The following is a 19,918-nucleotide window of genomic DNA, read 5'->3' as shown; positions in this document are numbered from 1 at the left end:
GGGGCACTCCCAGCATGCACCCGTCAGCGGTTCACGGCCAGTTGTGCCAGCAGCTCGGGCGCCCGCCGGTCCAGCCAGGCTCCGCCGGTCCGGACACCGGCCGCAAAGAGCGCAAGGCCCAGGATTGGTCCGAGAACCAGGGTGATCCAGCCCGGCACGGGGCTTCCGGTGATGAACTGCGCGGCCACCAGCGCCGCTTCGGGCGCCACGAGGACCATGAGGACCGCCATGCCGCCGAACTGCACGGCGAGGGTCTGGGCCACGTTCCCCGGGGGTTTCTTGAAGGGGCTGTCTCCCGGCAACGGGACGCTGACGGTGTAGCGCGCCGAGATCACGGAGGCCAGGCCGAGCCCGCTGAAGAGGACGCCGAGCGAGAGTCCCAGGACCGCGGGCAGCTTGTCCCACGCCCCTGTGACGAAGAAGGGTCCAATGCTGAAGATGAGCACCACGGGCAACGCGAAGCTCAGGCATGCTGCCGCCCGGCCAAGCCGGTCGTCGGCGCCGCGCACGCCGGCGGCCACATGCAGGGCGAACGCGGTGCTGTCGTAGGAGACGTCCGTCGAGATGGACCATGCCAGCAGGAAGGCCGTCAGCGGTCCCACGAACTGGAAGGGGCCGTAGAACCCACTCTGGCTGCCCTGGAACAGGAACAGCACGGGCAGGAGCGGAACCACCACGAGCGCGCCGGCGTAGCGGGGATCGCGCAGCCAGTAGTACAGCGACCTCGCCGCGACGGCCGCGGCGGGCGTGGCAGGGAAGACGCGGAACAGGCCCGGCCCGCCGGTCCGCCGTTTGGACGTTCCGGCGTAGGGCGGGTTCACTAGGGCCCGCTGCAGGAGCACCTTCCAGGCCAGGGCGAGCCCGGCCAGGGTGGCCGCCGCGATGAGGAACTTCGCGGCCGCTGCCGCGTAGTTTCCCGCCGCGACCTCGCCGCCGAGCGCGAAGGCGGCCCCGGCCGGTGTCCAGGACAAGGTCCGGGCCAGGTCGGACGGGAAATCGCCCGAGCCGGAGATGCCCTTCGCGATGCCTGCCAGGATGGGGCCCATGAGGACGAGCGGGATGAGGAAGGCGACGGCGCTGATGTCCTTGAAGCGCCGGGAGCTTGCCAGGCCGGCCGTTGCGGTGGTCACCACCTTGGACAGCACCACGCAGCTCAGCACCCCCAGCACGGCACCCACGAGCGCGCCGGCCGCAGCGGGCGCGCTGCGGGACCACGTCCCCACGGTGGCGAGGGCGACGAGCGTGGTGGCCAGCCCCGGGATGCCGATCAGCCCGCCCAGGGCCAGCCCTGCCAGCAGCTGCGGCAGGGGCACGGCGAAGGTGGCGAAGCGGGCCGGGTCCAGGGTCATGTCGGCGGCGGAGACCGCCACCGGGATGATCGCCCAGCCCAGGAGAGCTGCCGCGCCGCCCAAGACCACCACGGTCTGGGCGAGGTCGATCTCCTGGCTGCGGAGGAACAGCAGCCCGGCAACACAAAGGCCGACAATGCCCAGGGCGTACAGGGCGCCGATGCCGATTCCCACCAGCTGCCAGGGGCTGCGCCGGAGACTGTTGCGCAGCAGGGTCAGCTTCAGCCTCAGAAGGTGCGCAACCATTCCAGCCCTTCCGTGTGGTTCCGGCCGCCCACCAGCTGCACAAAGCGGTCTTCCAGGCTTGCCCCGGCGCGGACGTCCTCCACCGTGCCGGCCGCCAGGACCCTGCCGCCGGCGACGACGGCGACGTGGTCGCACATGCGCTGGACCAGGTCCATGACGTGGCTGGAGACAATGACCGTCCCGCCGGAGGCGACGTAGCGGTCCAGGATGTCGCGGATGTTCGCCGCGGAGACGGGGTCCACGGACTCGAACGGCTCGTCCAGGACCAGAAGCCGCGGCGCATGGATCAGCGCCGAGGCGAGCGCGATCTTCTTGCCCATCCCGGCGGAGTAATCCACCACCAGCGTGCCGGCGTCGTTGCCCAGGTCCAGCGCGGCGAGCAGCTCCGCGACGCGTGAGGCCACGAGGTCCCGGTCCATTCCGCGCAGCAGGCCGGCGTACGTCACGAGCTGCTCGCCGCTCAGGCGGTCGAAAAGCCGGACGCCGTCGGGCAGGATGCCCATCAGCTTCTTGGCCTCCAACGGATGCTGCCAGACATCGACGCCGTGGACCAGCGCGGTGCCGAAATCGGGGCGCAGCAGGCCCGTCGCCATGGACAGCGTGGTGGTCTTGCCTGCGCCGTTGGGGCCGACCACCCCGTAGAAGGATCCTGCCGGGACCTCCAGGCTGATGCCGTCGACGGCGATTTTTTCACCGAAGCGCTTGGCGAGGCCGAGCAGGGCCAGGGCAGGTACCTGCGGGGCAGAGGCGAGCGGGGCTGGCTGTCCCTGCGGGCCAGGGTGTTGGGAAGTCATGACGCTAGACTAACCGGCCCGGAGCCGGAAAAGCGTAGTCCGCAAGGCGTACTCTTTTTCACCCGTTTTCACTCGTTTTCGCCCCGCACCTGCCCCGGAACCGGTATCTCCCGGCCCGGGGCCGGCGGGCCGTGCGGACCGCCGCCCTAGAACGAATGCCGGGGTACGGCGCGCTCGTATTGCGGCGGCCACGCCAGATCGTGGCCGAGCTCGAAGGCTGCCCGCAGCCACCAGTGCGGATCCCGGAGTGCGGCCCGGGCGATAAAAACGCCGTCGGCCTGGCCGGTGGCCACGGCGTGCTCGGCCTGTCCGGCCGAGGTCAGCAGCCCCACCGTGCCGGTTTTGATCCCGGTTTCGCGCCGGATCCGGGCGGAGAACCCGGTCTGGTAGCCCGGGCCGATCGGAATCTGCTGGTGGGCAACGGCCCCGCCGGAAGAAACGTCCACCAGGTCCACCCCGTGCTCCGCGGCGGCGCTTGCCATCCGGACGGAGGCCTCGGCGTCGATCCCGCCCGGCGCCCAGTCGGAGGCCGAGATCCGTAGCAGCAGAGGCATGGAATCGGGGATGACGGCGCGGACGGCATCCACCACGGCAAGCGTCAGCCGGTTCCGCCCCGCCTCGTCGCCGCCCCAGCGGTCGGTGCGGTCGTTGACCAGCGGGCTCTGGAACTGGTGCAGCAGGTAACCGTGGGCGCCGTGGAGTTCGATCGTGTCGAATCCGGCCTCGACGGCCCGCACTGCGGCGGCGGCGAAATCGGCGATCACGCCGTTGATCTGTGCTTCCGTCATGGCCGACGGCGGCGCGTAGCCGTCGAAGGCGCCCGTGCCGGGACCCACGGTGTCCCAGCCGCCCTCGGCCGCCGGCACGCTGCCGCTCTTGCCCGAAAACGGCCAGTAGGAGGATGCTTTCCGGCCGGCGTGCGCCAGCTGGGTGCCGATCTTGGTCTCCGCCGTGCCGTGGCGGTGCACGAAGGCGGTGATGCGTTCCCAAGCCTCGGCCTGGTCATCGTTGTAGATGCCGGCGTCGCGGGGGCTGATCCTGCCCGCCGCGTTCACCGAGTTGGCCTCGGTGAGGATGAGGGCCGCTCCCCCGGTGGCGAAGGAACCCAGGTGCATGAGGTGCCAGTCGGTGGGCACTCCCTCGCCCGTCTCGGGCTCGCAGCTGTACTGGCACATCGGGGACACCCAGCCGCGGTGCTGCAGCCGCAGCGACCTCAGCTCCAGCGGCGTGAAGAGCGCGGATCCCACTAGAAGAGCACCCGCGCGAGGCCCTGCCGCGCCTTGGCGACGCGTTCGTCACCGGTGCCCACGACGTCGAACAGCTCCAGCAGCCGGACCCGGGCGGTCTCCCGTTCCGGGCCGAAGTTGCGGCCAATGAACGCCACGATCCGGCCCAGGCCGTCCTCGATGTGGCCGCCGGCGATGTCCAGGTCCGCGACACCGAGCTGGGCATCGAGGTTGTCCGGCTCATCGGCCGCGAGCCGGCGGAGGGCATCGGATTCGGGCCCGGAGAGGGACTGCAAACGGTCCATGAGTTCCACCTGCGCCAGCCCGGCCTTGGCCTCGGCGTCGCTGGGCATCTCGTTCAGGGCCTGCCGGTAGGCTGCGGCGGCGGCGCCGTAATCGCCCGCCTCAATCGCGTCGAACGCCGCCTGGTGGAGCGGCGGCAGCGGCGGTGCCTCCGGTTCCCCGCTGCCGGGGCCGCCGGCTCCGATCCGTCCGGTCACGCCGTTGGCGGCCGCGACCTTGAGGAGTTCATCGAACAGGGAGCGTATTTGCTGTTCCTCCGCCCCGCCCTGGAAGAGCGGGACGGGCTGGCCCTTGACCACGGCGACGGCCGTCGGCACGGCCTCGACCTGGAAGGCCTGGGCAAGCTGCGGGAAAACGTCGATGTCCGCGGCCCCGAGGACCAGCTGGCCGTCGTAGCTCTCGACGACATTTTCGAGGACGTCCACCAGCTGGCCGGAGCCCGGCGAGTAGGAGGCCCAGAGGGCAATCACCACGGGCACCTGGGCCGAGAGCTCCACGAGCTCCTGGAAGTTGCCTTCGGTCACGTCCACGCGCAGCGGGCGGGCGGTGTCGTGGCCGCCGCGTCCTGGTGCGGCGGGGGCGCCCGGGGCGGCGGGGCCGGCCGCGGACGGCGCCGGCCGTTGTTTCAAGGCGGACAGATCGACGGCGCCGCGCAGGTTCAGCGGGCTGGCGGCAACTGGCGGGACCGGTCGGGAAGCTGGCGTTGTCATAGCTCCACTCTAGCCATTGAAGGCCGGCCCGGCGCCACCCGGGCCGGCGGCGACGGCTACTTGAAAGAAGCCCCCACCAGGCCGCGGGTGGCAGCCACCAGCTTCATTGGATCCTTGGACCCGGCGGGCGGAACGTAGACGGCCACGGACTCGGCGAAGTTCAGCACCATGCCCGTGCTGGTCTCCTTGCCGCCGGCCAGGGCGGCCGCGTCGTCGCCGATCGTGAGCTTGTCGCCCGAGGCCTTCGGGGTGCCGTCGAAGGCGAAGTTCAGCCGGCCCAGGACCAGCGCGCCGCCGTCGGCAGTTCGGAACACCACCGTGTTCCCCGGGGCCACCTTGTGCGTGAAGGAGAAATTACCATTGACGCCCGACTTGACGACGTCGGCCTGATAGGCGAGGGTGTCCGCGATGTACGGGGAGGACTTGCCCTCGACCAGCTTGTCCTTGAAGGCCGAGTCCGCCTTGGTCAGACGGTCGCCCAGGCCGGCGAGCGCTTCGTCGCCGCTGTAGAGCAGTCCGGACTTGTCCGCGGAGGCCAGCGTTTCGGTGCCGGCCCGCCCGATCGCCGGGAACGTCGCCCCCGGCTGCAGCGGCGTGCTGCTGATGAGCTTGTAGTTCTCCCGCGGGGAAGCCTGGGTCAGGGTCAAGAGCTGCGGAACGACGTTGCCGTCACCCTGCGTCACGGCCATGACCGAGCGCGGCCAGCTGCGCTTGTTGGTGACTACGGTGGTCAGCAGCTGGGTGGAGCGCACCGGCATGCGGGTCTCGTAGGAGCCGACCCGTGACCGGATCTTGTAATTCTGCGTGCGAACCTCAAGCTCGGACTGCGCCACTCGCGGCGCAAGCTTGGCGGCGTCCTTCGCCGCGTCACCGGCGTTGACCGCACTGGCGACCTGTTCCAAGATGCGGCGGAACTGGGCGTCCAGCAGCACCGGGGCATCGGGCGCCGGGTCCGCGGCGGAACTGCCCGCAGTCGTGCTGGTGGAGGCCGTGGCGCTGCTGGAGGCAGTGGCGCTCGGCGACGGCGACGGGGTCTGGGCAGTCTGCGCGGCCTGGGCCGCCACTGTGGTCCCCGTGACGGCTGCTGCCGTCAGCACCGCTACGACCACGCTGGAACGGCGCAGCGTACCTGCGCCCCACTTCTTCTGTTCCGGTGCAGTTTTTTTCTGTTCCGGGGCACCATCATCCGGCGCGGCCGGCTGCGGTGCAGTATTCTCCGGCGCGGCCGGCTCTGTTGCGGTGGTCCCGGTTGCGGTGGGCTGCGTTGCCCCGGCGGCCGGGTCCTCCGATGGCCGGCCGGCGCGGCGGGCCCCGGCCTTTGCCTGCGCGCGGCGAGCGAACGAGCTGCCGCCTCCTCCGCTGCGGGTGCCTGAGCCCCGATTGCCTGAGCCCCGGCCGCCGGACGAGGGCTTGAAGACGAGCAGCGCCCCACCCGCGATGATCAGGAGTCCCCCCAGCACCATCAACGGAATGGCCCAAGGGGTGGACGTATCGTTCGGGAAGGTCATCGTGACGGTGCTCGGCGCAGGCTTGGTGCCGTCCGTTGCGAGGAGCAGGGACCAGTCGCCGTCGGCCGGAGCGTTCCAGGAGTAGTTCATTTCACCGCTGGCGTTCTCCGTGCTGACCCAGAGATCGGACCCGGCCGGCGACGGCGCGGTGGCATCGCCGTCGGTGTGAATCAGCTGCAATGACTTGCCATCGTCCGAGACGCCGGCCACAGTGTTGTGCGCCGTCTTGGCCACCCACGCGTCGACGTCGTCCGACCGTCCGGCGGCCAGCATGAAGTTGCCCTGGCCCTTGACGTTGATCGTGACGGTTCCGGGGTGGAGGGTCCTCAGCTTTTCGTTGAAAACGGTCAGCGGCGCGGCCTGACCGGCCGGAGCCGTTGCCGTGATTGTCTCTGGGGGAGCCCAGAACGTCTTCTGGCCAATTCCGGCCAGCAGCGTCAGGAGGCCGAGCAGCACCAGGGCGACTGCAGTCTTGAAACGCAAAATACACCTATCATCAGCGGACATTTAGCTTCAATAGTAACCATTTTGTTACCCGCGAGTCAGATCGGTGACCCGGTCCGCCTCCGCCGCCAGCGTCCGCACGGTCGCCCTACCCTTGAGCTGACAAGCCTGCTGATAGTGTTTGCGGTGATCATCACACCAGCGCCGCCGCGGTGGCACCGCTTAGATTTAAGGGCATTCAACGCAGTGACTGAACACACGGATTCGTCCTCCGCAGGACCGGACCAAACCCAGGAATCCGGCAACCAGGAACGCAGCCCCCAGCCAACTGCCTCCAGCCCGCGGCTCGCCGCGGCCGGTGTGCTCCTTTCCCTGGCCCGGCGCCTGCGCCAGCCCTTGCCAGGAGCCCAGCCGCGGCTTCGCTTCGAGATGCCGCCCGAGCACGAGGCCGAAGCTGGAGCGGAGGCCGAGGACGGCATCGGCGAGCGATTCGGTAGCCCCGGTCCCCGGATGTCCACCCAGCATCCCCTGTACATGGGATTCATGGGCACGGTCGGCGTCGGCGTCGCGCTTCTGGTCTATTGGATCGGCTCCAACACGACACAGCTGCTCCTGTGGATCGTCACGGCCCTGTTCATCACCCTCGGCCTGGACCCGGTGGTGCGCTGGCTCGAAGGCAAGAACATCCCCCGGGCCGCCGGCATCCTCATGGCCGTGGCCACCCTGGCACTGGCGGTAGCCGCCTTTTTCGCCACCCTGATCCCCACGATCGTGCAGCAGGTAACGCAGGTGGTGCAGCAGTCGCCGCAATGGGTCCAGAATTTCATTGACTCGGACTTCTTCCGGACCGTGGACCAGCAGTTCGGCGTCCGGGACCGGATCTCCCAGGAGCTCGCGAAGTTCGTCAACAACTCGGAGGCCATGAGCGGCATCTTCGGCGGCGTGGTCGGCTTCGGCACCTCCGTGGCGAACGGGCTGTTCGGCGCCCTGATCGTGCTGGTCCTCAGCCTCTACTTCCTCGCCGCCCTTCCCTCGATGAAGAAGTGGGGCTACCGGCTCGCGCCGCGCTCGCGCCGCACCCGGGTCGCAGCCCTGTCCGAGGAAATCACCGGATCCGTGGGCAACTACGTGATCGGCCAGGCCGCCGTGGCACTGCTGAACGCCACCTTCGCCTTCATCGTGATGTCGATCATCGGAGTGCCGTTCGGCACGCTGCTGGCGTTCGTGGTGGCCCTGCTGGCGTTCATCCCGCTCGTGGGCGGCATGATCGCCGGGTTCCTGGTGACGCTCGTTGCCCTGACCGCCGGATGGCAGACGGCGCTCGTCTTCGCCATCTGCTACTTCGCCTACCTCCAGTTCGAGGCGTACTTCATCTCCCCGCGGATCATGCAGAAGGCGGTCGCGGTCCCCGGGGCCGTCGCCGTCATTTCGGTGATCGCCGGCGGCAGCCTGCTCGGCGTGCTGGGAGCCTTGATCGCCATCCCCACCGCCGCTGCGATCCTGCTCCTGGTCAAGGAGATCTTCATCGCCCGCCAGGACAGCCGCTAACCGGTTTCCGCACCGAATTTCCGCACTTAAACGCGCTTAAAGAGGGCAGCCGCACCGTGGATCCACGGTGCGGCTGCCCTCTTTCGGCGCGGTTTTCCGGATGGGGGTCAGGAATGCGCCGTGGCGACCGGACCGTCCCACTCCAGCGGCAGCGCGGTTCCGGCGCTGCCGGGGATGACCTCGTCCACGATCTCGTTGAGCACCCGCCCGGCGTATTTCTCCCCCACCCACAGGTGCTTGGCGCCGTCGACCCCCACCACCTGCGCCTGCGGAACGGCGGCGAACCTCGCCGCGGCGGCCGCCGGCTGCAGGTAATCGTCGTGCTCGGGGACCAGGACCTTCAGCGGCTTGGCCGTCTCGGCCCATTCCTTGAGATGCACGTCCGTGGCCCGGTGCAACGGGGGCGAGAGCAGCACTGCCCCTTCGATCTCCGAGGCTACGGGCTCCGTGGCGCCGTACATGAGGGCAAGCTCGGTGCCGAAGGACCAGCCCACCAGCCACCGGTTCGGAAGGCCCCGGTCCACAGCGAAGCGCACTGCAGCCTCGACGTCGAGCCGCTCGCCGACGCCTTCCTCGAAGGCTCCCCCGCTGGTTCCGCGCGGCGAGGACGTGCCCCGGGTGTTGAAACGCAGCACGGCGATCCCGGCGAGGGCCGGCAGCCGGTAGGAGGCCTTGCGGTAGACGTGCGAATCCATGAAGCCGCCGTGCGTCGGCAGCGGGTGCAGCGTGATGAGCGTTGCCTTGATCTCGCCGGATTCCGGGAGTGCCAGTTCGCCCACCAGCCGGTGACCGTCCGAGGTGCGGAGTTCGACGTTCTCGCGGCGGGCCGGGAGGACGGTGGAGGCGCGGATGGCGGTTGGCTCGGACGGCTGGGTGAAGACGTACGACGCGGGATCAAAAGTCATGCAGTCAACCTTAGCGAAAGCAGTCAGCGGTACCGGTAAGTCCGGGTGGTCCAGCAGTTGCTGTGCCAGTGGCGGCGCTCGGCGAGACCTGCCGCGGCACCAAAGAGGTGGTCCTCGGACCAGACCACCAAGTGGGCGATTCCCGGCAGGACGGCGGTGGAGCAACCGGGGCAGATGTACGTCTTCTCGGCACGGCTCGCGGTGATGGAGCGGACCATCCATTCGCCGTCGGGCGCGCTCTCGCGGCGGGCGATCCCTGTGCGGGCGCGCTCCAGGTCAAGTTCCGGCGTCGGGCCGTATTTGCCACCGGGTCTAGCTCCGGGCTTGGCTGACCGGCCGGAGCCTGAGTTTGCCGACGCTGCTTTTCCTGACGCTGGGCGGCGGGGGCGGTTGGAACGGGGCATGCTTCCATTCTGCCCCAGGCCCGCGACCATTCCGCAGACGGTAGAGTGGACCGGGTGCGTTTAGTCATAGCCCGCTGCTCCGTTGATTACGTCGGCCGCCTCAAAGCCCACCTGCCGCTGGCCACCAGGCTCTTGCTGGTGAAGGCCGACGGTTCGGTCCTGGTCCATTCCGATGGCGGGTCCTACAAACCGCTGAACTGGATGAGTCCTCCTGCGTCCCTGCGGGTCTCCAGCCCCGATGAGGTCGACGTTGAGGTCGGGGTCATCGAGCAGTGGACGGTCCAGTCCGCCAAGACCGATGACCGGCTCATCATCAACATTCATGAGCAAATCCATGACACATCCCACGAGCTGGGCCAAGACCCCGGGCTGATCAAGGACGGCGTCGAGGCCGACCTCCAGCGCCTCCTGGCCGCGCAGATCGAACTTCTCGGCACCGGCTTCTCACTGATCCGCCGGGAGTACTTCACAGCGATCGGCCCCGTGGACATCCTGGCCCGGGACGCTGATGGCGCCACCGTGGCCATTGAACTCAAGCGGCGGGGCGACATCGACGGCGTCGAACAGCTCACCCGGTACCTGGAACTGCTCAACCGCGATCCCCTGCTGGCCCCGGTCCGCGGAATCTTCGCCGCCCAGCAGATCAAACCGCAGGCCAAGGTGCTCGCCAAGGACCGCGGAATTGACTGCGTGACCCTGGACTACGATGCCATGCGCGGCGTTGACGACAGCGAATCCCGGCTCTTCTGAGCGCCCGCCGCGGCGCGCTGTGCGGGCGCCGCATGGCGTTCAGCAGTTCTTTGCACAAAATTTATGCATTTCTCTGGTGATCCCGTTGACCTGACGCACGTGTCATGAAATTCTTATACGAGTCTTTGTGTAGGTGTTTTTTCATGCTCGCAAGACATGTTGCGAGCGTGAAGCTCCTGCCGCCAAGATCCGGGCATCCGGATCCGAAGCCACGGTTCTTCTCGCGGAGTGACCAAGTGCGGTGTGAAGTGCGCCGGACTTATTCAAGATCCATAATGAGGAGAAACAAATGGCACAGGGAACTGTCAAGTGGTTCAACGCAGAAAAGGGCTTCGGCTTCATCACTCCGGATGACGCTGACGGCGATGTCTTCGTTCACTACTCCGAGATCCAGACCGGCGGCTTCAAGACCCTCGATGAGAACCAGCGCGTTCAGTTCGAGATCGGCCAGGGCGCCAAGGGCCCCCAGGCTACCGGCGTGACGCTGGTCTAGTCTCCGGCGGGGAACTGCCGAAAGGCATTCCCGCAATGAATGATCCCCGGCCTCGTGCCGGGGATCATTTTTTTGCATTGTTGTGCCGGATAGTTCCGGGCCCGCACTCTTTTGGGGCCGGCACTGCAGCCCCTTGTGTTTTTGGCATATAGCCATGTGCGAACGGCCCTTTTGGGGCACTGCCTTTTCGGACGCTGCCTTTTCGGACGCCGCCTTTTGGGAACACTGCCTTCTTTAGGGACGCGGAACATTGACCATCCACATTCCAGGGCCGGACGGATGCGGTTGACCCGGACGGATGCGTTTTCTGGCGGGCTCCGCAATTTCCCGTAGAGGTGGCGGCTAACGCACCAAGGTGCGCAACAGGCGTGCGCTCTGCCGGACGGACAATCCGGGAAGGTACGCCCGGCTCAGTGCGCGGCCCATCGCAGGCAACTGCAGGGGATCCTGGTAATACAGGTATAGGGTGCGGTACTCGGGTTTGAAGCGGGACTTGAAGGTCGCCAGCGAGCGGAACCCGTAGACGGGTTCCAGTGCCCGGCCCACCACGTCAAGGATCCCGGCCAGCCCTTCCGGTCCCTCGTCGTTGCCGCCCGCTTCCCTGCCGACCGTTTCACCGCCGCCCGTTTGGCCGCCGCCCTCCGCATTGCCCGGAAGATCGCCGCGCCCGTCCGCCCCGGCTCCGCGGTCCTTGGCCAGCGGCGAGCCGGAAAGCGAAATGACCTCGACGCTGCCCTTGAGCTCCCGCACGGCCGAGGCGATGAGGAACTCCATGACGCCCGGAAAGGCATCCCCGCGCCGCCGCATGAAGTCCAGCGTCCAGCTCACCAGCCGGCCGCTCTCGTAGACCGGCAGCCAGCTCGTGACCCCCTGCACCCGGCCGGTGGCCTCCACGGCCAAGCAGCACAGCACCTCGTCGTCGTCGAGCTCGTCGATGCCGCCGAGCGTGAAGCCCATTTCCGGTATATGTTTTTGAGCCGCCCACTCCTCGGAGACTTCGCTGAGCTGGGTCCGCAGCGGGGCCGGGAACTCGCTGTAGCGCCCCCACACGGCACGGACCCCGGTCTTGGCGGCGCGGTTCAGGGCGGTGCGCACGTTTTGCCATTCCTTGCCCTTGAACTCCAGTTCGCGAACGGCGAGCCGGGTTTCCTGGGCCACCGCCACACGGCGGAACCCGCGCGCCCGCAGCATCGGCCAGAGTTCGTCGGTGCACGAGTAGAAGCAGGGAATCAGGGCGTTCTCGGCACAGTAGCGCATGAAGCCTGCCGCGGTCTCCTCGTGGCGGGCGGCTGCTCCGAACGGTCCGGCCAGCGTCAGGGCCACGTTGCCGTGCTGCTGGTAGGCCACCCCGCCGTGCCGGTCCGGTGTGAACCAGAACCTGTTCGGTTCCCACAGCGCCATCCACGACAGGGAGTCACCGCCCTGCCGGATGAGCTCGCGGGCCGTGTCCCGGTCTTCGGAGCCGAGGTCGGTACTGTTCAGCCCGGTGCCGTGCAGCCGCCGCCGCAGGACCAGCCAGACCGCGGCCAGGGCAACGCCCCAGAAGATGATGCCGGAGGAGTCAAACAGGAACGCCTCTACTGCGTTGCGGTTCTGGAAGAGCCGGCTGTAGGCGCCCGGAAGGGGCAACGGCAGGTACTGCCGGGCGAGTTCCGCCACGAGGCCCAGGGGCCCGCGGTCGCGCTCCACCCCGCCGGCCGCCAGCCACGCCACCGTGTAGGCGCCAGCCAGCCCGAGCCACGTGCCGCCCACTACAACACCCAGGATCCCCCGGGCCCGCCTGGTCGTCTCCACCCGGAACTGCCGCCGGTTAAGCCAGAGCAGCACGACCAGCAGCAGCGGAACGGCCACCAGCGGGAGGACGTGGACGAAGCCGGATCCCATCACGGCCGTGTGCCGGTAGGAACCATGCGGAATCCGGGCGAACAGGGCGAGGTACACAGCAGCCAGGGCCGTCACCCCCAGCTGGACGATCATGGCGATCCGCAGCGCCAGACGGCGGCCCTGGCGCATGCCGTCCGCACAGATCAACAGCAAGATCACCGGGACGACTGCCAGCGCGAGACCCACCGGACCGGCGAACCCGGCCCGGCCGGCCTCCAGGCAGCCGGCGTCAACGGTTCCGCCGCAGTTTGCCTCCAACTGGCTCAGCGTGGGCAGCGGATTGAGCACGACATCGCGCAACAAGGCAAGAGGCCCGGTGGGTGTGCTGACAACGGCCGTGAGAATGGGCCCCACCGCAAAGATGGCAACCGTGAGGGCCAGCAGGTTGCGCGTCTCACGGCCAGTGGAACGGTGCCGGTGCAGGGTCCCCCGGTCACCCTGGATCCACCAGCCGGCCGCCAGGCCGGCCAGGGCGCCGGCCAGCCCCACCACCGTCTCCGGATGCCCCAGGTAGAGCACCAGCAGCAGGGCGGCTGACAACCCGGCGGTCCGCAGGCGCCGCTGCCACAGCGTGGGCAGTAATCCGCTGGCGGCGAGGGCCACCGCGAGGACGGCGGCGTAAGGACCGATCAGCCGGGCATTGACCATGAGCCCGAGCCAGCCGTCGCCGAGATAACGGGCCACCTGGGTGATGAGCAGGAACAACGTCACGGCCGCGAACTGGGCTGCGAAGAAGAACGCGGCCGTCCGCAGCGAGCCCAGGTGCCGTTCGGCGAGGCCCAGGAGCAACAGGATCATGAGCGAGGCCGCGAGGTAGGCCAGCGGGTTCGTGGCGAAGAACAGGGACGTGAACAGCGACCACCACTGGCCGGCCCTCAGCCCCGGGGCGCTGACGGAGGCGATGGGGAGCAGGGCGTGCGGCGGCCCGGACAGGAAGCTGCCGGTCAGGGCACCGATGAGCAGGAAGGCCGCGAGGACCGCCAGGGTGAACGGTACGGCACGGAAGTGCGCCAGCGCCCGCCGCGAGCCCAGCTGCCAGACGCCCAGCCAGGAAGGTCCCGCGGGCTCCGGAGGGGATGTGCGCGTGGGGGTGGTGGTCGTCTGGCTCATGCCGGGATCGCCCAGCGCCGGGCCAGGAAGTCCAGGCCACCGGGCAGGCCGTTGGCCGCGGTGGCCCACGAGTGTCCGGCATTGGCGATCCGGTGTTTCTCGACCGTGAATCCGGCCTGCCGTGCCGCGGCAGAGAGAACGTCCATGTATCCGGTAAATTTCGGATCGAGGTCCCCGGCCGCAAAGTAGACTCCATGGCCGTCGAAGCGGTTCTCCGCCATGAGGCTCAGCGGCGTCAACCGGTCGAAGGCCGCGGCGTCGCCGCCGAAGGAGGCCTGGATGGTCTTCCGGCGCTCCTTCGCGAGGGACGGTTCCCTCTCGCTCGAGAACGCCAGTGCCGCGCCGTAAACGTCCGGATGCCTGGTCACCATCTGCATGGCGCAAGTGGCTCCGAAGGAGAACCCTCCCACGGCCCAGTGCCGCGGGTCCGGATCGACGTCAAGCGTGCGGTTGATCCAGGCGGGCACGTCCCGGGCCAGGAAGGTGTCCGCCCGGGCAATCCTGCTGTCCATGCACAGCGAGTTGGCCGACGACGAGCCGTTGGGATCGACCACGACCGTCACCGGAGCCACCCCGGCGTGCCCCGCGGCGAACCGGTCCAGCCGGCTCCGCAGCGCGCCGCCGACCAGCCAATCCGCGGGACCCCCGGGCTGGCCGGAAAACAGGACGAGCACCGGCAGCGCGGGCCGGGGTGAACTCCGGTAGGCCGGCGGAAGGTAGACGTAGGCGGCCCGGCTTTGGAATCCGGAGACCGTGCCGGGGATGACGGCCTTGCGGATGACGCCGTCGGGAAGCGCTGCGGGTCCGTGCCACCGGGCGAGTTCGGTGGCCGCCTGGCCACGGGCCGCGCGCGTCAGGCCGGCATCGAGCGGCTTGATCCGGGCCACGGCCGTTCCCGTGAGGTCACCGACGGTGTGGTTCAGGCCAAAGTAGATGTTGATCTGCACGGCGGAAAGCGCCAGAACGGCCAGGAAAGCGGCCGTGGCAGTGGCGGCAGGGCCTACCAGGGCAGTCCGGTTCTTTCGGCCTCCCCGGAGGCCGTAGAGGAACTTTACCCACAGGAGAAGGGCGCCGACAGCGGGGACGGACCAGGCGAGGGTCTCCCCCGGCAACTCGTCCGCGAGGACTGAGATCCCGTAGACCAGGAACCAGTGGACGGCAGCGACGAGCGCCGCGGCGAGCAGGGCCACGGCGGCCACGATGACGACGGCCTGACCGGGCGGGCGCCGCCGGCCGTTGCGCCGGAAGGCGGCGTGCCAGAGGAGGTAGGCCAGGCCCGCTGCAGCGGCCGCCCACGCCGTCCAGACCACCGGGCCGTCGACCAGGCGGAGTCCATCGATGAAGTCCACCGGCGCTAGCGCCAGGTGCCGACGCCGATGACGGGTCCGGCCTCCAGCCAGGACGACAGTCCCGTGTAGGCGTCAAAGCGCATCGCAAGAAGGACCGGCTGCCCCTCGTAGCGGAGCTCCACGATCACGGCGTCAGGCTGGACTTTGAGAAGCTCGGATTCCGTGGGCTTGCGCCGGCCGAGCAGCTCCAGGGAACTGCGCCGGAAGGTGTGCTTGGGACGGACGCTGAGTGAGACCAGGCGGAACCACTCAAGGTCGTTGTCCTGATAACGACAAACCCCCATCTGCCAGCTCTTTCCAGCCGTGCAGATGGAGGCGTCCACCGTGCCGAGGGCGCGCCGCAGATTGAAGCGGCGCACCCCCGAAAGGCACAGTGCAAAGACCAGCAACGCAAACGCCGTTGCCAGGAGGATGAACGGCAAACCGATATCGTTCATCAAGGTCGTGCTAGCGGATCCCCGCAGTAGCCGCGTCGCCCATTTGGGCGTTGTCAGCAACAATGACCACCCGGTTGTTGTCGACGGAGAAGAATCCGCTGTCGACAGCTACGGAGATGCGGTCACCGGACACCGGCTCAATAGCCAGTTCACCTTCGGCCAGAATCGCCAGCAGGGGCGAGTGGCCGGGCAGGATTCCGATTTCACCATCGCTGGTGCGGGCCTTGACCATCTTGGCCGCTCCGGACCACACGAAGTGATCCGCTGCGACAATCTCAACCTCAAGCTCAGCCATATTACTTGGTCTGTTCCTGGATCTTGGCCCACTGGCGCTCGACGTCGTCCAGGCCGCCGACGTTGAAGAACGCCTGCTCTGCAACGTGGTCAAGGTCGCCGTCGCAGATCGCGGTGAAGCCTTCAACGGTGTCCTTGATGGACACGGTGGAGCCTTCGACGCCGGTGAACTGCTTGGCGGTGTAGGTGTTCTGCGAGAGGAACTGCTGGATGCGGCGTGCACGCGAGACAACAATCTTGTCTTCTTCAGAGAGTTCGTCAACGCCCAGGATGGCGATGATGTCCTGAAGTTCCTTGTTCTTCTGCAGGATCTGCTTGACGCGGACGGCCGTGTTGTAGTGGTCGTGGCCGATGTACTGCGGATCCAGGATGCGGGACGTCGACGTCAGCGGGTCAACGGCCGGGTACAGACCACGGGAGGCGATTTCACGGGAAAGTTCCGTGGTCGCGTCGAGGTGTGCGAAGGTCGTGGCCGGGGCCGGGTCGGTGTAGTCATCTGCGGGAACGTAGATGGCCTGCATCGAGGTAATCGAGTGGCCCTTGGTGGACGTGATGCGCTCCTGGAGGAGACCCATCTCGTCAGCCAGGTTCGGCTGGTAGCCCACGGCCGACGGCATGCGGCCGAGGAGGGTGGAAACCTCGGAGCCTGCCTGGGTGAAGCGGAAGATGTTGTCGATGAAGAGCAGCACGTCCTGGTTCTGAACATCGCGGAAGTATTCCGCCATGGTCAGGGCGGACAGTGCCACGCGCAGACGGGTTCCCGGCGGCTCATCCATCTGGCCGAACACAAGGGCGGTGTCCTTGAGGACGCCTGCCTCTTCCATTTCAACCCAGAGGTCGTTGCCTTCACGGGTACGCTCGCCGACACCGGCGAACACCGAGGTGCCACCGAAGTTGCGGGCAACACGAGTGATCATTTCCTGGATCAGCACGGTCTTGCCGACGCCGGCACCACCGAACAGACCGATCTTGCCACCCTTGATGTACGGGGTGAGGAGGTCGATCACCTTGATGCCGGTTTCCAGCATCTCGGTGGAGCCTTCCAGGGTCGCGAAGGCGGGAGCCTTGCGGTGGATCGGCCAGCGTTCGCTGATCTGGAGTTCGGACTCGGCAACGTCGAGGGGCTGGCCCAGGACGTTGAAGATGTGTCCCTTGACGCCGTCGCCCACGGGCACGGAGATCGGGGCACCGGTGTCCACCACGTTGGTACCGCGGACAAGTCCGTCGGTGGCCTGGAGGGAGATGGCACGGATGAGGTTGTCGCCGAGGTGCAGGGCAACTTCAAACGTGATGGTCTTGGTCTCACCGTTGAGTGTGATCTCGGTGGTGAGGGCGTGGTAAATCGAGGGGATTGCGTCAGCCGGGAATTCGACGTCGACAACCGGGCCAATAACACGTGCAATGCGGCCGGTAGCACCGGTCGTTGCGGCTACGTGTTCGGTAGCAGTGGCAGTCATCTCTCTCACTTCACTCAGTAGATGGCGTGGGGTTAAGTTTATCTTTTGTTGCAGGTACAGCTGGATCCGGACTCGTGCTGGCTAGGACGCGTTCAACGCGTCGGCACCGGCCACGATTTCGGAAAGCTCCTGCGTAATTTCAGCCTGGCGGGCAGTGTTGCGCAGACGCGTGTACTTCTTGATGAGATCCGTCGCGTTGTCGCCGGCGGACTTCATCGCCCGCTGGCGGGCTGCGAGCTCGGAAGCTGCTGCCTGCAACATGGCGGCGAAGATACGTGATTCGATGTAGCGCGGCAGCAGGGCATCGAGAACCTGCTCCGTTTCCGGCTCGAACTCGTAGAGGGGCAGCAGGTCCGATTCGGACGCGGCAGTCTCTTCGACAACCTCGAGCGGCAGCAGACGGACGACCGTCGGCTCCTGGGTCACCATCGACTTGAAGCGGGTGTAGACGACGTGGATTTCGTCGACGCCGCCCTCTTCGTAGGCGGTTGCGAAATCGGCCAGCAGTGCTTCGCTGACTTCCCGCGCGGTCGCAAACTCCGGTGCATCCGTATTGCCAGTCCATACGCGTGCGTATTCACGGTTCCGGAAGTCGAAGTACGCCTGCGCCTTGCGGCCGACCAGGAACGTCTTGACTTCCTTGCCTTCCTCGTGGAGCAGCTCGTTGAGGCCTTCGGCCTGCTTGAGGACGCTCGCCGAGTACGAACCTGCGAGGCCACGGTCCGAGGTGATGACCAGGACGGCGGCCCGGCGGATTTGCGCCGGCTCGGTGACCAGCGGGTGGTCGATTTCGCTCTGGCTTGCGACAGCAGAAACGGCACGCGTGATCGCGTTTGCGTAAGGCAGTGAAGCTGCTACGCGTGCGCGGGCCTTGCCGATGCGCGAGGTAGCGATCAGTTCCATCGCCTTGAAGATCTTGCGCATCGACGTCGTCGAGCTGATCTTCTGGCGGTAGACCCGGATCTGGGCTCCCATACTTATCCTTTCCTAAGATCCCGGTGGCCGGGACTGCCGGAACCCGTGCGGGTCCCGGCAGTCCCTGCCAGCGAAACTAGCGCTTCTGCTTGACGATTTTTTCCTGGTCGACCTGATCCTCGCCGATGGGGGCGTGCTCCTCGTGCCCCGCACCGACCAGGAGGTTGTCTCCCTCGCCGAAGAAGCCCTTCTTGAAGTCCACGATCGCGGTCTTCAGTGCTTCAGCGGTGTCATCGTCCATGACGTTGGTCTGGGCCAGGGTCGTCAGGATGGAGGACTTGTGCTTGAGGTGCTCCAGGAACTCGGTCTCGAAGCGGTTGATGTCTTCAACCGGAACGTCGTCGAGGTAGCCGTTGGTGCCGGCCCAGATGGAAACAACCTGGTTCTCGACCGGGAACGGCGAGTACTGGCCCTGCTTGAGCAGTTCCATCAGGCGTGCACCACGGGTCAGCTGCTGGCGCGATGCCGCGTCCAGGTCCGAGGCAAACATGGCGAAGGCCTGCATGTCGCGGTACTGGGCCAGTTCCAGCTTCAAGGTACCGGAGACCTTCTTCATGGACTTGACCTGGGCGGCGCCACCGACGCGGGAGACGGACACGCCGACGTCCACAGCGGGGCGCTGGTTGGCGTTGAAGAGATCCGACTGCAGGAAGATCTGGCCATCGGTGATGGAGATCACGTTGGTCGGGATGTAGGCGGACACATCGTTCGCCTTCGTCTCGATCAGCGGCAGGCCGGTCATCGAGCCTGCACCAAGCTCATCGGAGAGCTTGGCACAACGCTCCAGCAGACGGGAGTGCAAGTAGAACACGTCGCCGGGGTAGGCTTCGCGTCCCGGCGGGCGGCGCAGCAGCAGTGACACTGCACGGTAGGCCTCGGCCTGCTTGGACAGGTCATCGAACACGATGAGGACGTGCTTGCCGCCGTACATCCAGTGCTGGCCGATGGCCGAGCCGGCGTACGGTGCCAGGTACTTGAAGCCTGCGGGGTCAGACGCCGGGGAGGCCACGATCGTGGTGTATTCCAGCGCGCCGTTGTCCTCAAGGGTCTGGCGGACGGCTGCGATCGTGGACGCCTTCTGGCCGATGGCTACGTAGATGCAGCGCACCTGCTTGGTGACGTCGCCCGAAGCCCAGTTGGCCTTCTGGTTGATGATCGTGTCGATCGCGATGGCCGACTTGCCGGTCTGGCGGTCACCGATGATCAGCTGGCGCTGTCCACGGCCGATCGGGATCATCGCGTCGATGGCCTTCAGGCCAGTCTGCATCGGCTCGTGAACCGACTTACGCTGGGTTACGCCGGGCGCCTGGAGTTCCAGGGCGCGGGTGGCCTCAGCCTTGATGTCGCCGAGGTCGTCGATGGGCTGGCCCAGCGGGTCAACCACGCGGCCGAGGAAGGCGTCGCCAACCGGCACGGACAGAACCTGCCCGGTGCGGTGGACTTCCTGGCCTTCTTCGATTCCGGTGAAGTCACCGAGGACGATCACACCGATCTCGCGGACGTCAAGGTTCTGGGCCAGGCCCAGGGTGCCGTCTTCGAAGCGAAGCAGCTCGTTCGCCATGACCGAGGGAAGGCCCTCAACACGGGCGATGCCGTCACCTGCGGTTGTTACACGGCCGACCTCTACGCGCTCTGCGTTTCCGGGTTCGTAGGACGCCGCGAACTCGTTCAACGCATTACGGACGTCGTCGGCGTTGATGGTCAATTCGGCCATCTGCAGTCCCTGCTCTCC

17 protein-coding genes are annotated in these 19,918 nt (G+C 67.3%); 3 read left to right on the top strand and 14 right to left on the bottom strand.

Annotation, left to right across the window (positions count from 1 at the left end; genetic code table 11):
• Nucleotides 1–23: 23 nt before the first annotated feature.
• The 5 genes from AB4Y72_RS18050 to AB4Y72_RS18030 form a co-directional block, all read right to left on the bottom strand.
• The gene (locus tag AB4Y72_RS18050; RefSeq protein ID WP_441427511.1) at nucleotides 24–1,595 is read right to left on the bottom strand and encodes a transporter; all 1,572 of its coding nucleotides are present in this window, start codon (nucleotides 1,593–1,595) and stop codon (nucleotides 24–26) included.
• Nucleotides 1,577–2,389: an ABC transporter ATP-binding protein gene (locus AB4Y72_RS18045; RefSeq protein WP_441427510.1), complete on the bottom strand. Its 813-nt coding sequence runs from the start codon at nucleotides 2,387–2,389 to the stop codon at nucleotides 1,577–1,579. The genes AB4Y72_RS18050 and AB4Y72_RS18045 overlap by 19 nt, the downstream gene beginning before the upstream one ends.
• A gap of 146 nt (nucleotides 2,390–2,535) precedes the next feature.
• Nucleotides 2,536–3,636, bottom strand: a complete 1,101-nt coding sequence (locus AB4Y72_RS18040) for an NADH:flavin oxidoreductase/NADH oxidase (protein ID WP_441427509.1) — start codon at nucleotides 3,634–3,636, stop codon at nucleotides 2,536–2,538.
• On the bottom strand, nucleotides 3,636–4,628 hold the full coding sequence (locus tag AB4Y72_RS18035; RefSeq protein WP_441427508.1) for a co-chaperone YbbN: 993 nt from the start codon (nucleotides 4,626–4,628) through the stop codon (nucleotides 3,636–3,638). The genes AB4Y72_RS18040 and AB4Y72_RS18035 overlap by 1 nt, the downstream gene beginning before the upstream one ends.
• A gap of 56 nt (nucleotides 4,629–4,684) precedes the next feature.
• Nucleotides 4,685–6,619 (bottom strand): hypothetical protein, encoded by a 1,935-nt coding sequence (locus AB4Y72_RS18030; protein WP_441427507.1) that lies wholly within the window; start codon nucleotides 6,617–6,619, stop codon nucleotides 4,685–4,687.
• A gap of 321 nt (nucleotides 6,620–6,940) precedes the next feature.
• Between AB4Y72_RS18030 and AB4Y72_RS18025 the strand changes: the two genes are divergently transcribed.
• The gene (locus AB4Y72_RS18025) at nucleotides 6,941–8,128 is read left to right on the top strand and encodes an AI-2E family transporter (RefSeq protein ID WP_441427533.1); all 1,188 of its coding nucleotides are present in this window, start codon (nucleotides 6,941–6,943) and stop codon (nucleotides 8,126–8,128) included.
• 107 nt (nucleotides 8,129–8,235) lie between these two features.
• Here AB4Y72_RS18025 and AB4Y72_RS18020 read toward each other — a convergent pair whose 3' ends face one another.
• Together AB4Y72_RS18020 and AB4Y72_RS18015 are read right to left on the bottom strand one after the other, a co-directional pair.
• Nucleotides 8,236–9,033 carry an alpha/beta hydrolase gene (locus tag AB4Y72_RS18020; protein ID WP_441427506.1) on the bottom strand — a complete coding sequence of 266 codons (798 nt, stop codon included), beginning with the start codon at nucleotides 9,031–9,033 and terminating at the stop codon, nucleotides 8,236–8,238.
• A 23-nt stretch (nucleotides 9,034–9,056) separates the two neighbouring features.
• Nucleotides 9,057–9,437, bottom strand: coding sequence for an ATP/GTP-binding protein (locus AB4Y72_RS18015; RefSeq protein WP_441427505.1), 381 nt, complete (start codon nucleotides 9,435–9,437; stop codon nucleotides 9,057–9,059).
• Between the two features lie 54 nt (nucleotides 9,438–9,491).
• Between AB4Y72_RS18015 and nucS the strand changes: the two genes are divergently transcribed.
• Both nucS and AB4Y72_RS18005 read left to right on the top strand, forming a co-directional pair.
• On the top strand, nucleotides 9,492–10,187 hold the full coding sequence (gene nucS, locus AB4Y72_RS18010; protein WP_441427504.1) for an endonuclease NucS: 696 nt from the start codon (nucleotides 9,492–9,494) through the stop codon (nucleotides 10,185–10,187).
• A 289-nt stretch (nucleotides 10,188–10,476) separates the two neighbouring features.
• Nucleotides 10,477–10,680, top strand: coding sequence for a cold-shock protein (locus AB4Y72_RS18005; RefSeq protein WP_050687909.1), 204 nt, complete (start codon nucleotides 10,477–10,479; stop codon nucleotides 10,678–10,680).
• Between the two features lie 342 nt (nucleotides 10,681–11,022).
• On the opposite strand, the gene AB4Y72_RS18000 is transcribed toward AB4Y72_RS18005, so the two are convergent.
• The 7 genes from AB4Y72_RS18000 to atpA all read right to left on the bottom strand — a co-directional run bounded on the left by AB4Y72_RS18000 (nucleotide 11,023) and on the right by atpA (nucleotide 19,900).
• On the bottom strand, nucleotides 11,023–13,674 hold the full coding sequence (locus AB4Y72_RS18000; protein ID WP_441427503.1) for a bifunctional lysylphosphatidylglycerol flippase/synthetase MprF: 2,652 nt from the start codon (nucleotides 13,672–13,674) through the stop codon (nucleotides 11,023–11,025).
• Nucleotides 13,671–15,023 (bottom strand): alpha/beta hydrolase, encoded by a 1,353-nt coding sequence (locus AB4Y72_RS17995; RefSeq protein WP_441427502.1) that lies wholly within the window; start codon nucleotides 15,021–15,023, stop codon nucleotides 13,671–13,673. Before AB4Y72_RS17995 ends, AB4Y72_RS18000 begins: the two co-directional genes overlap by 4 nt.
• 5 nt (nucleotides 15,024–15,028) lie before the next feature.
• A complete protein-coding gene (locus tag AB4Y72_RS17990) occupies nucleotides 15,029–15,460 on the bottom strand; it encodes a DUF2550 domain-containing protein (protein ID WP_120954425.1) in 432 nt (143 codons plus the stop codon).
• Nucleotides 15,461–15,470: 10 nt separating this feature from the next.
• Complete coding sequence (locus AB4Y72_RS17985) at nucleotides 15,471–15,755, bottom strand: F0F1 ATP synthase subunit epsilon (RefSeq protein WP_354187349.1); 285 nt, start codon at nucleotides 15,753–15,755, stop codon at nucleotides 15,471–15,473.
• Nucleotide 15,756: 1 nt separating this feature from the next.
• Nucleotides 15,757–17,211, bottom strand: a complete 1,455-nt coding sequence (atpD, locus tag AB4Y72_RS17980) for a F0F1 ATP synthase subunit beta (protein ID WP_441427501.1) — start codon at nucleotides 17,209–17,211, stop codon at nucleotides 15,757–15,759.
• Between the two features lie 81 nt (nucleotides 17,212–17,292).
• Entirely contained in the window at nucleotides 17,293–18,186 is an 894-nt protein-coding gene (locus AB4Y72_RS17975) for a F0F1 ATP synthase subunit gamma (RefSeq protein ID WP_441427500.1), read from the bottom strand.
• Nucleotides 18,187–18,262: 76 nt separating this feature from the next.
• The gene (gene atpA / locus AB4Y72_RS17970) at nucleotides 18,263–19,900 is read right to left on the bottom strand and encodes a F0F1 ATP synthase subunit alpha (protein WP_441427532.1); all 1,638 of its coding nucleotides are present in this window, start codon (nucleotides 19,898–19,900) and stop codon (nucleotides 18,263–18,265) included.
• Nucleotides 19,901–19,918 lie beyond the last annotated feature (18 nt).

The organism is Arthrobacter sp. YAF34, from assembly GCF_052113245.1.
Taxonomy (GTDB): Bacteria; Actinomycetota; Actinomycetes; order Actinomycetales; family Micrococcaceae; genus Arthrobacter.
Note: the sequence above shows the minus strand (reverse complement) of the source record. Positions and strands in the feature narration are given on the sequence as shown.

What these genes read in the sequence shown, in the direction of transcription:
- AB4Y72_RS18050 (WP_441427511.1), bottom strand. Translation starts at nt 1,595, where the DNA reads ATGGTTGCGCACCTTCTGAGGCTGAAGCTGACCCTGCTGCGCAACAGT.
- AB4Y72_RS18045 (WP_441427510.1), bottom strand. Translation starts at nt 2,389, where the DNA reads ATGACTTCCCAACACCCTGGCCCGCAGGGACAGCCAGCCCCGCTCGCC.
- AB4Y72_RS18035 (WP_441427508.1), bottom strand. Translation starts at nt 4,628, where the DNA reads ATGACAACGCCAGCTTCCCGACCGGTCCCGCCAGTTGCCGCCAGCCCG.
- AB4Y72_RS18020 (WP_441427506.1), bottom strand. Translation starts at nt 9,033, where the DNA reads ATGACTTTTGATCCCGCGTCGTACGTCTTCACCCAGCCGTCCGAGCCA.
- AB4Y72_RS18015 (WP_441427505.1), bottom strand. Translation starts at nt 9,437, where the DNA reads ATGCCCCGTTCCAACCGCCCCCGCCGCCCAGCGTCAGGAAAAGCAGCG.
- AB4Y72_RS18005 (WP_050687909.1), top strand. Translation starts at nt 10,477, where the DNA reads ATGGCACAGGGAACTGTCAAGTGGTTCAACGCAGAAAAGGGCTTCGGC.
- AB4Y72_RS18000 (WP_441427503.1), bottom strand. Translation starts at nt 13,674, where the DNA reads ATGAGCCAGACGACCACCACCCCCACGCGCACATCCCCTCCGGAGCCC.
- AB4Y72_RS17990 (WP_120954425.1), bottom strand. Translation starts at nt 15,460, where the DNA reads ATGAACGATATCGGTTTGCCGTTCATCCTCCTGGCAACGGCGTTTGCG.
- AB4Y72_RS17985 (WP_354187349.1), bottom strand. Translation starts at nt 15,755, where the DNA reads ATGGCTGAGCTTGAGGTTGAGATTGTCGCAGCGGATCACTTCGTGTGG.
- atpD (WP_441427501.1), bottom strand. Translation starts at nt 17,211, where the DNA reads ATGACTGCCACTGCTACCGAACACGTAGCCGCAACGACCGGTGCTACC.
- AB4Y72_RS17975 (WP_441427500.1), bottom strand. Translation starts at nt 18,186, where the DNA reads ATGGGAGCCCAGATCCGGGTCTACCGCCAGAAGATCAGCTCGACGACG.
- atpA (WP_441427532.1), bottom strand. Translation starts at nt 19,900, where the DNA reads ATGGCCGAATTGACCATCAACGCCGACGACGTCCGTAATGCGTTGAAC.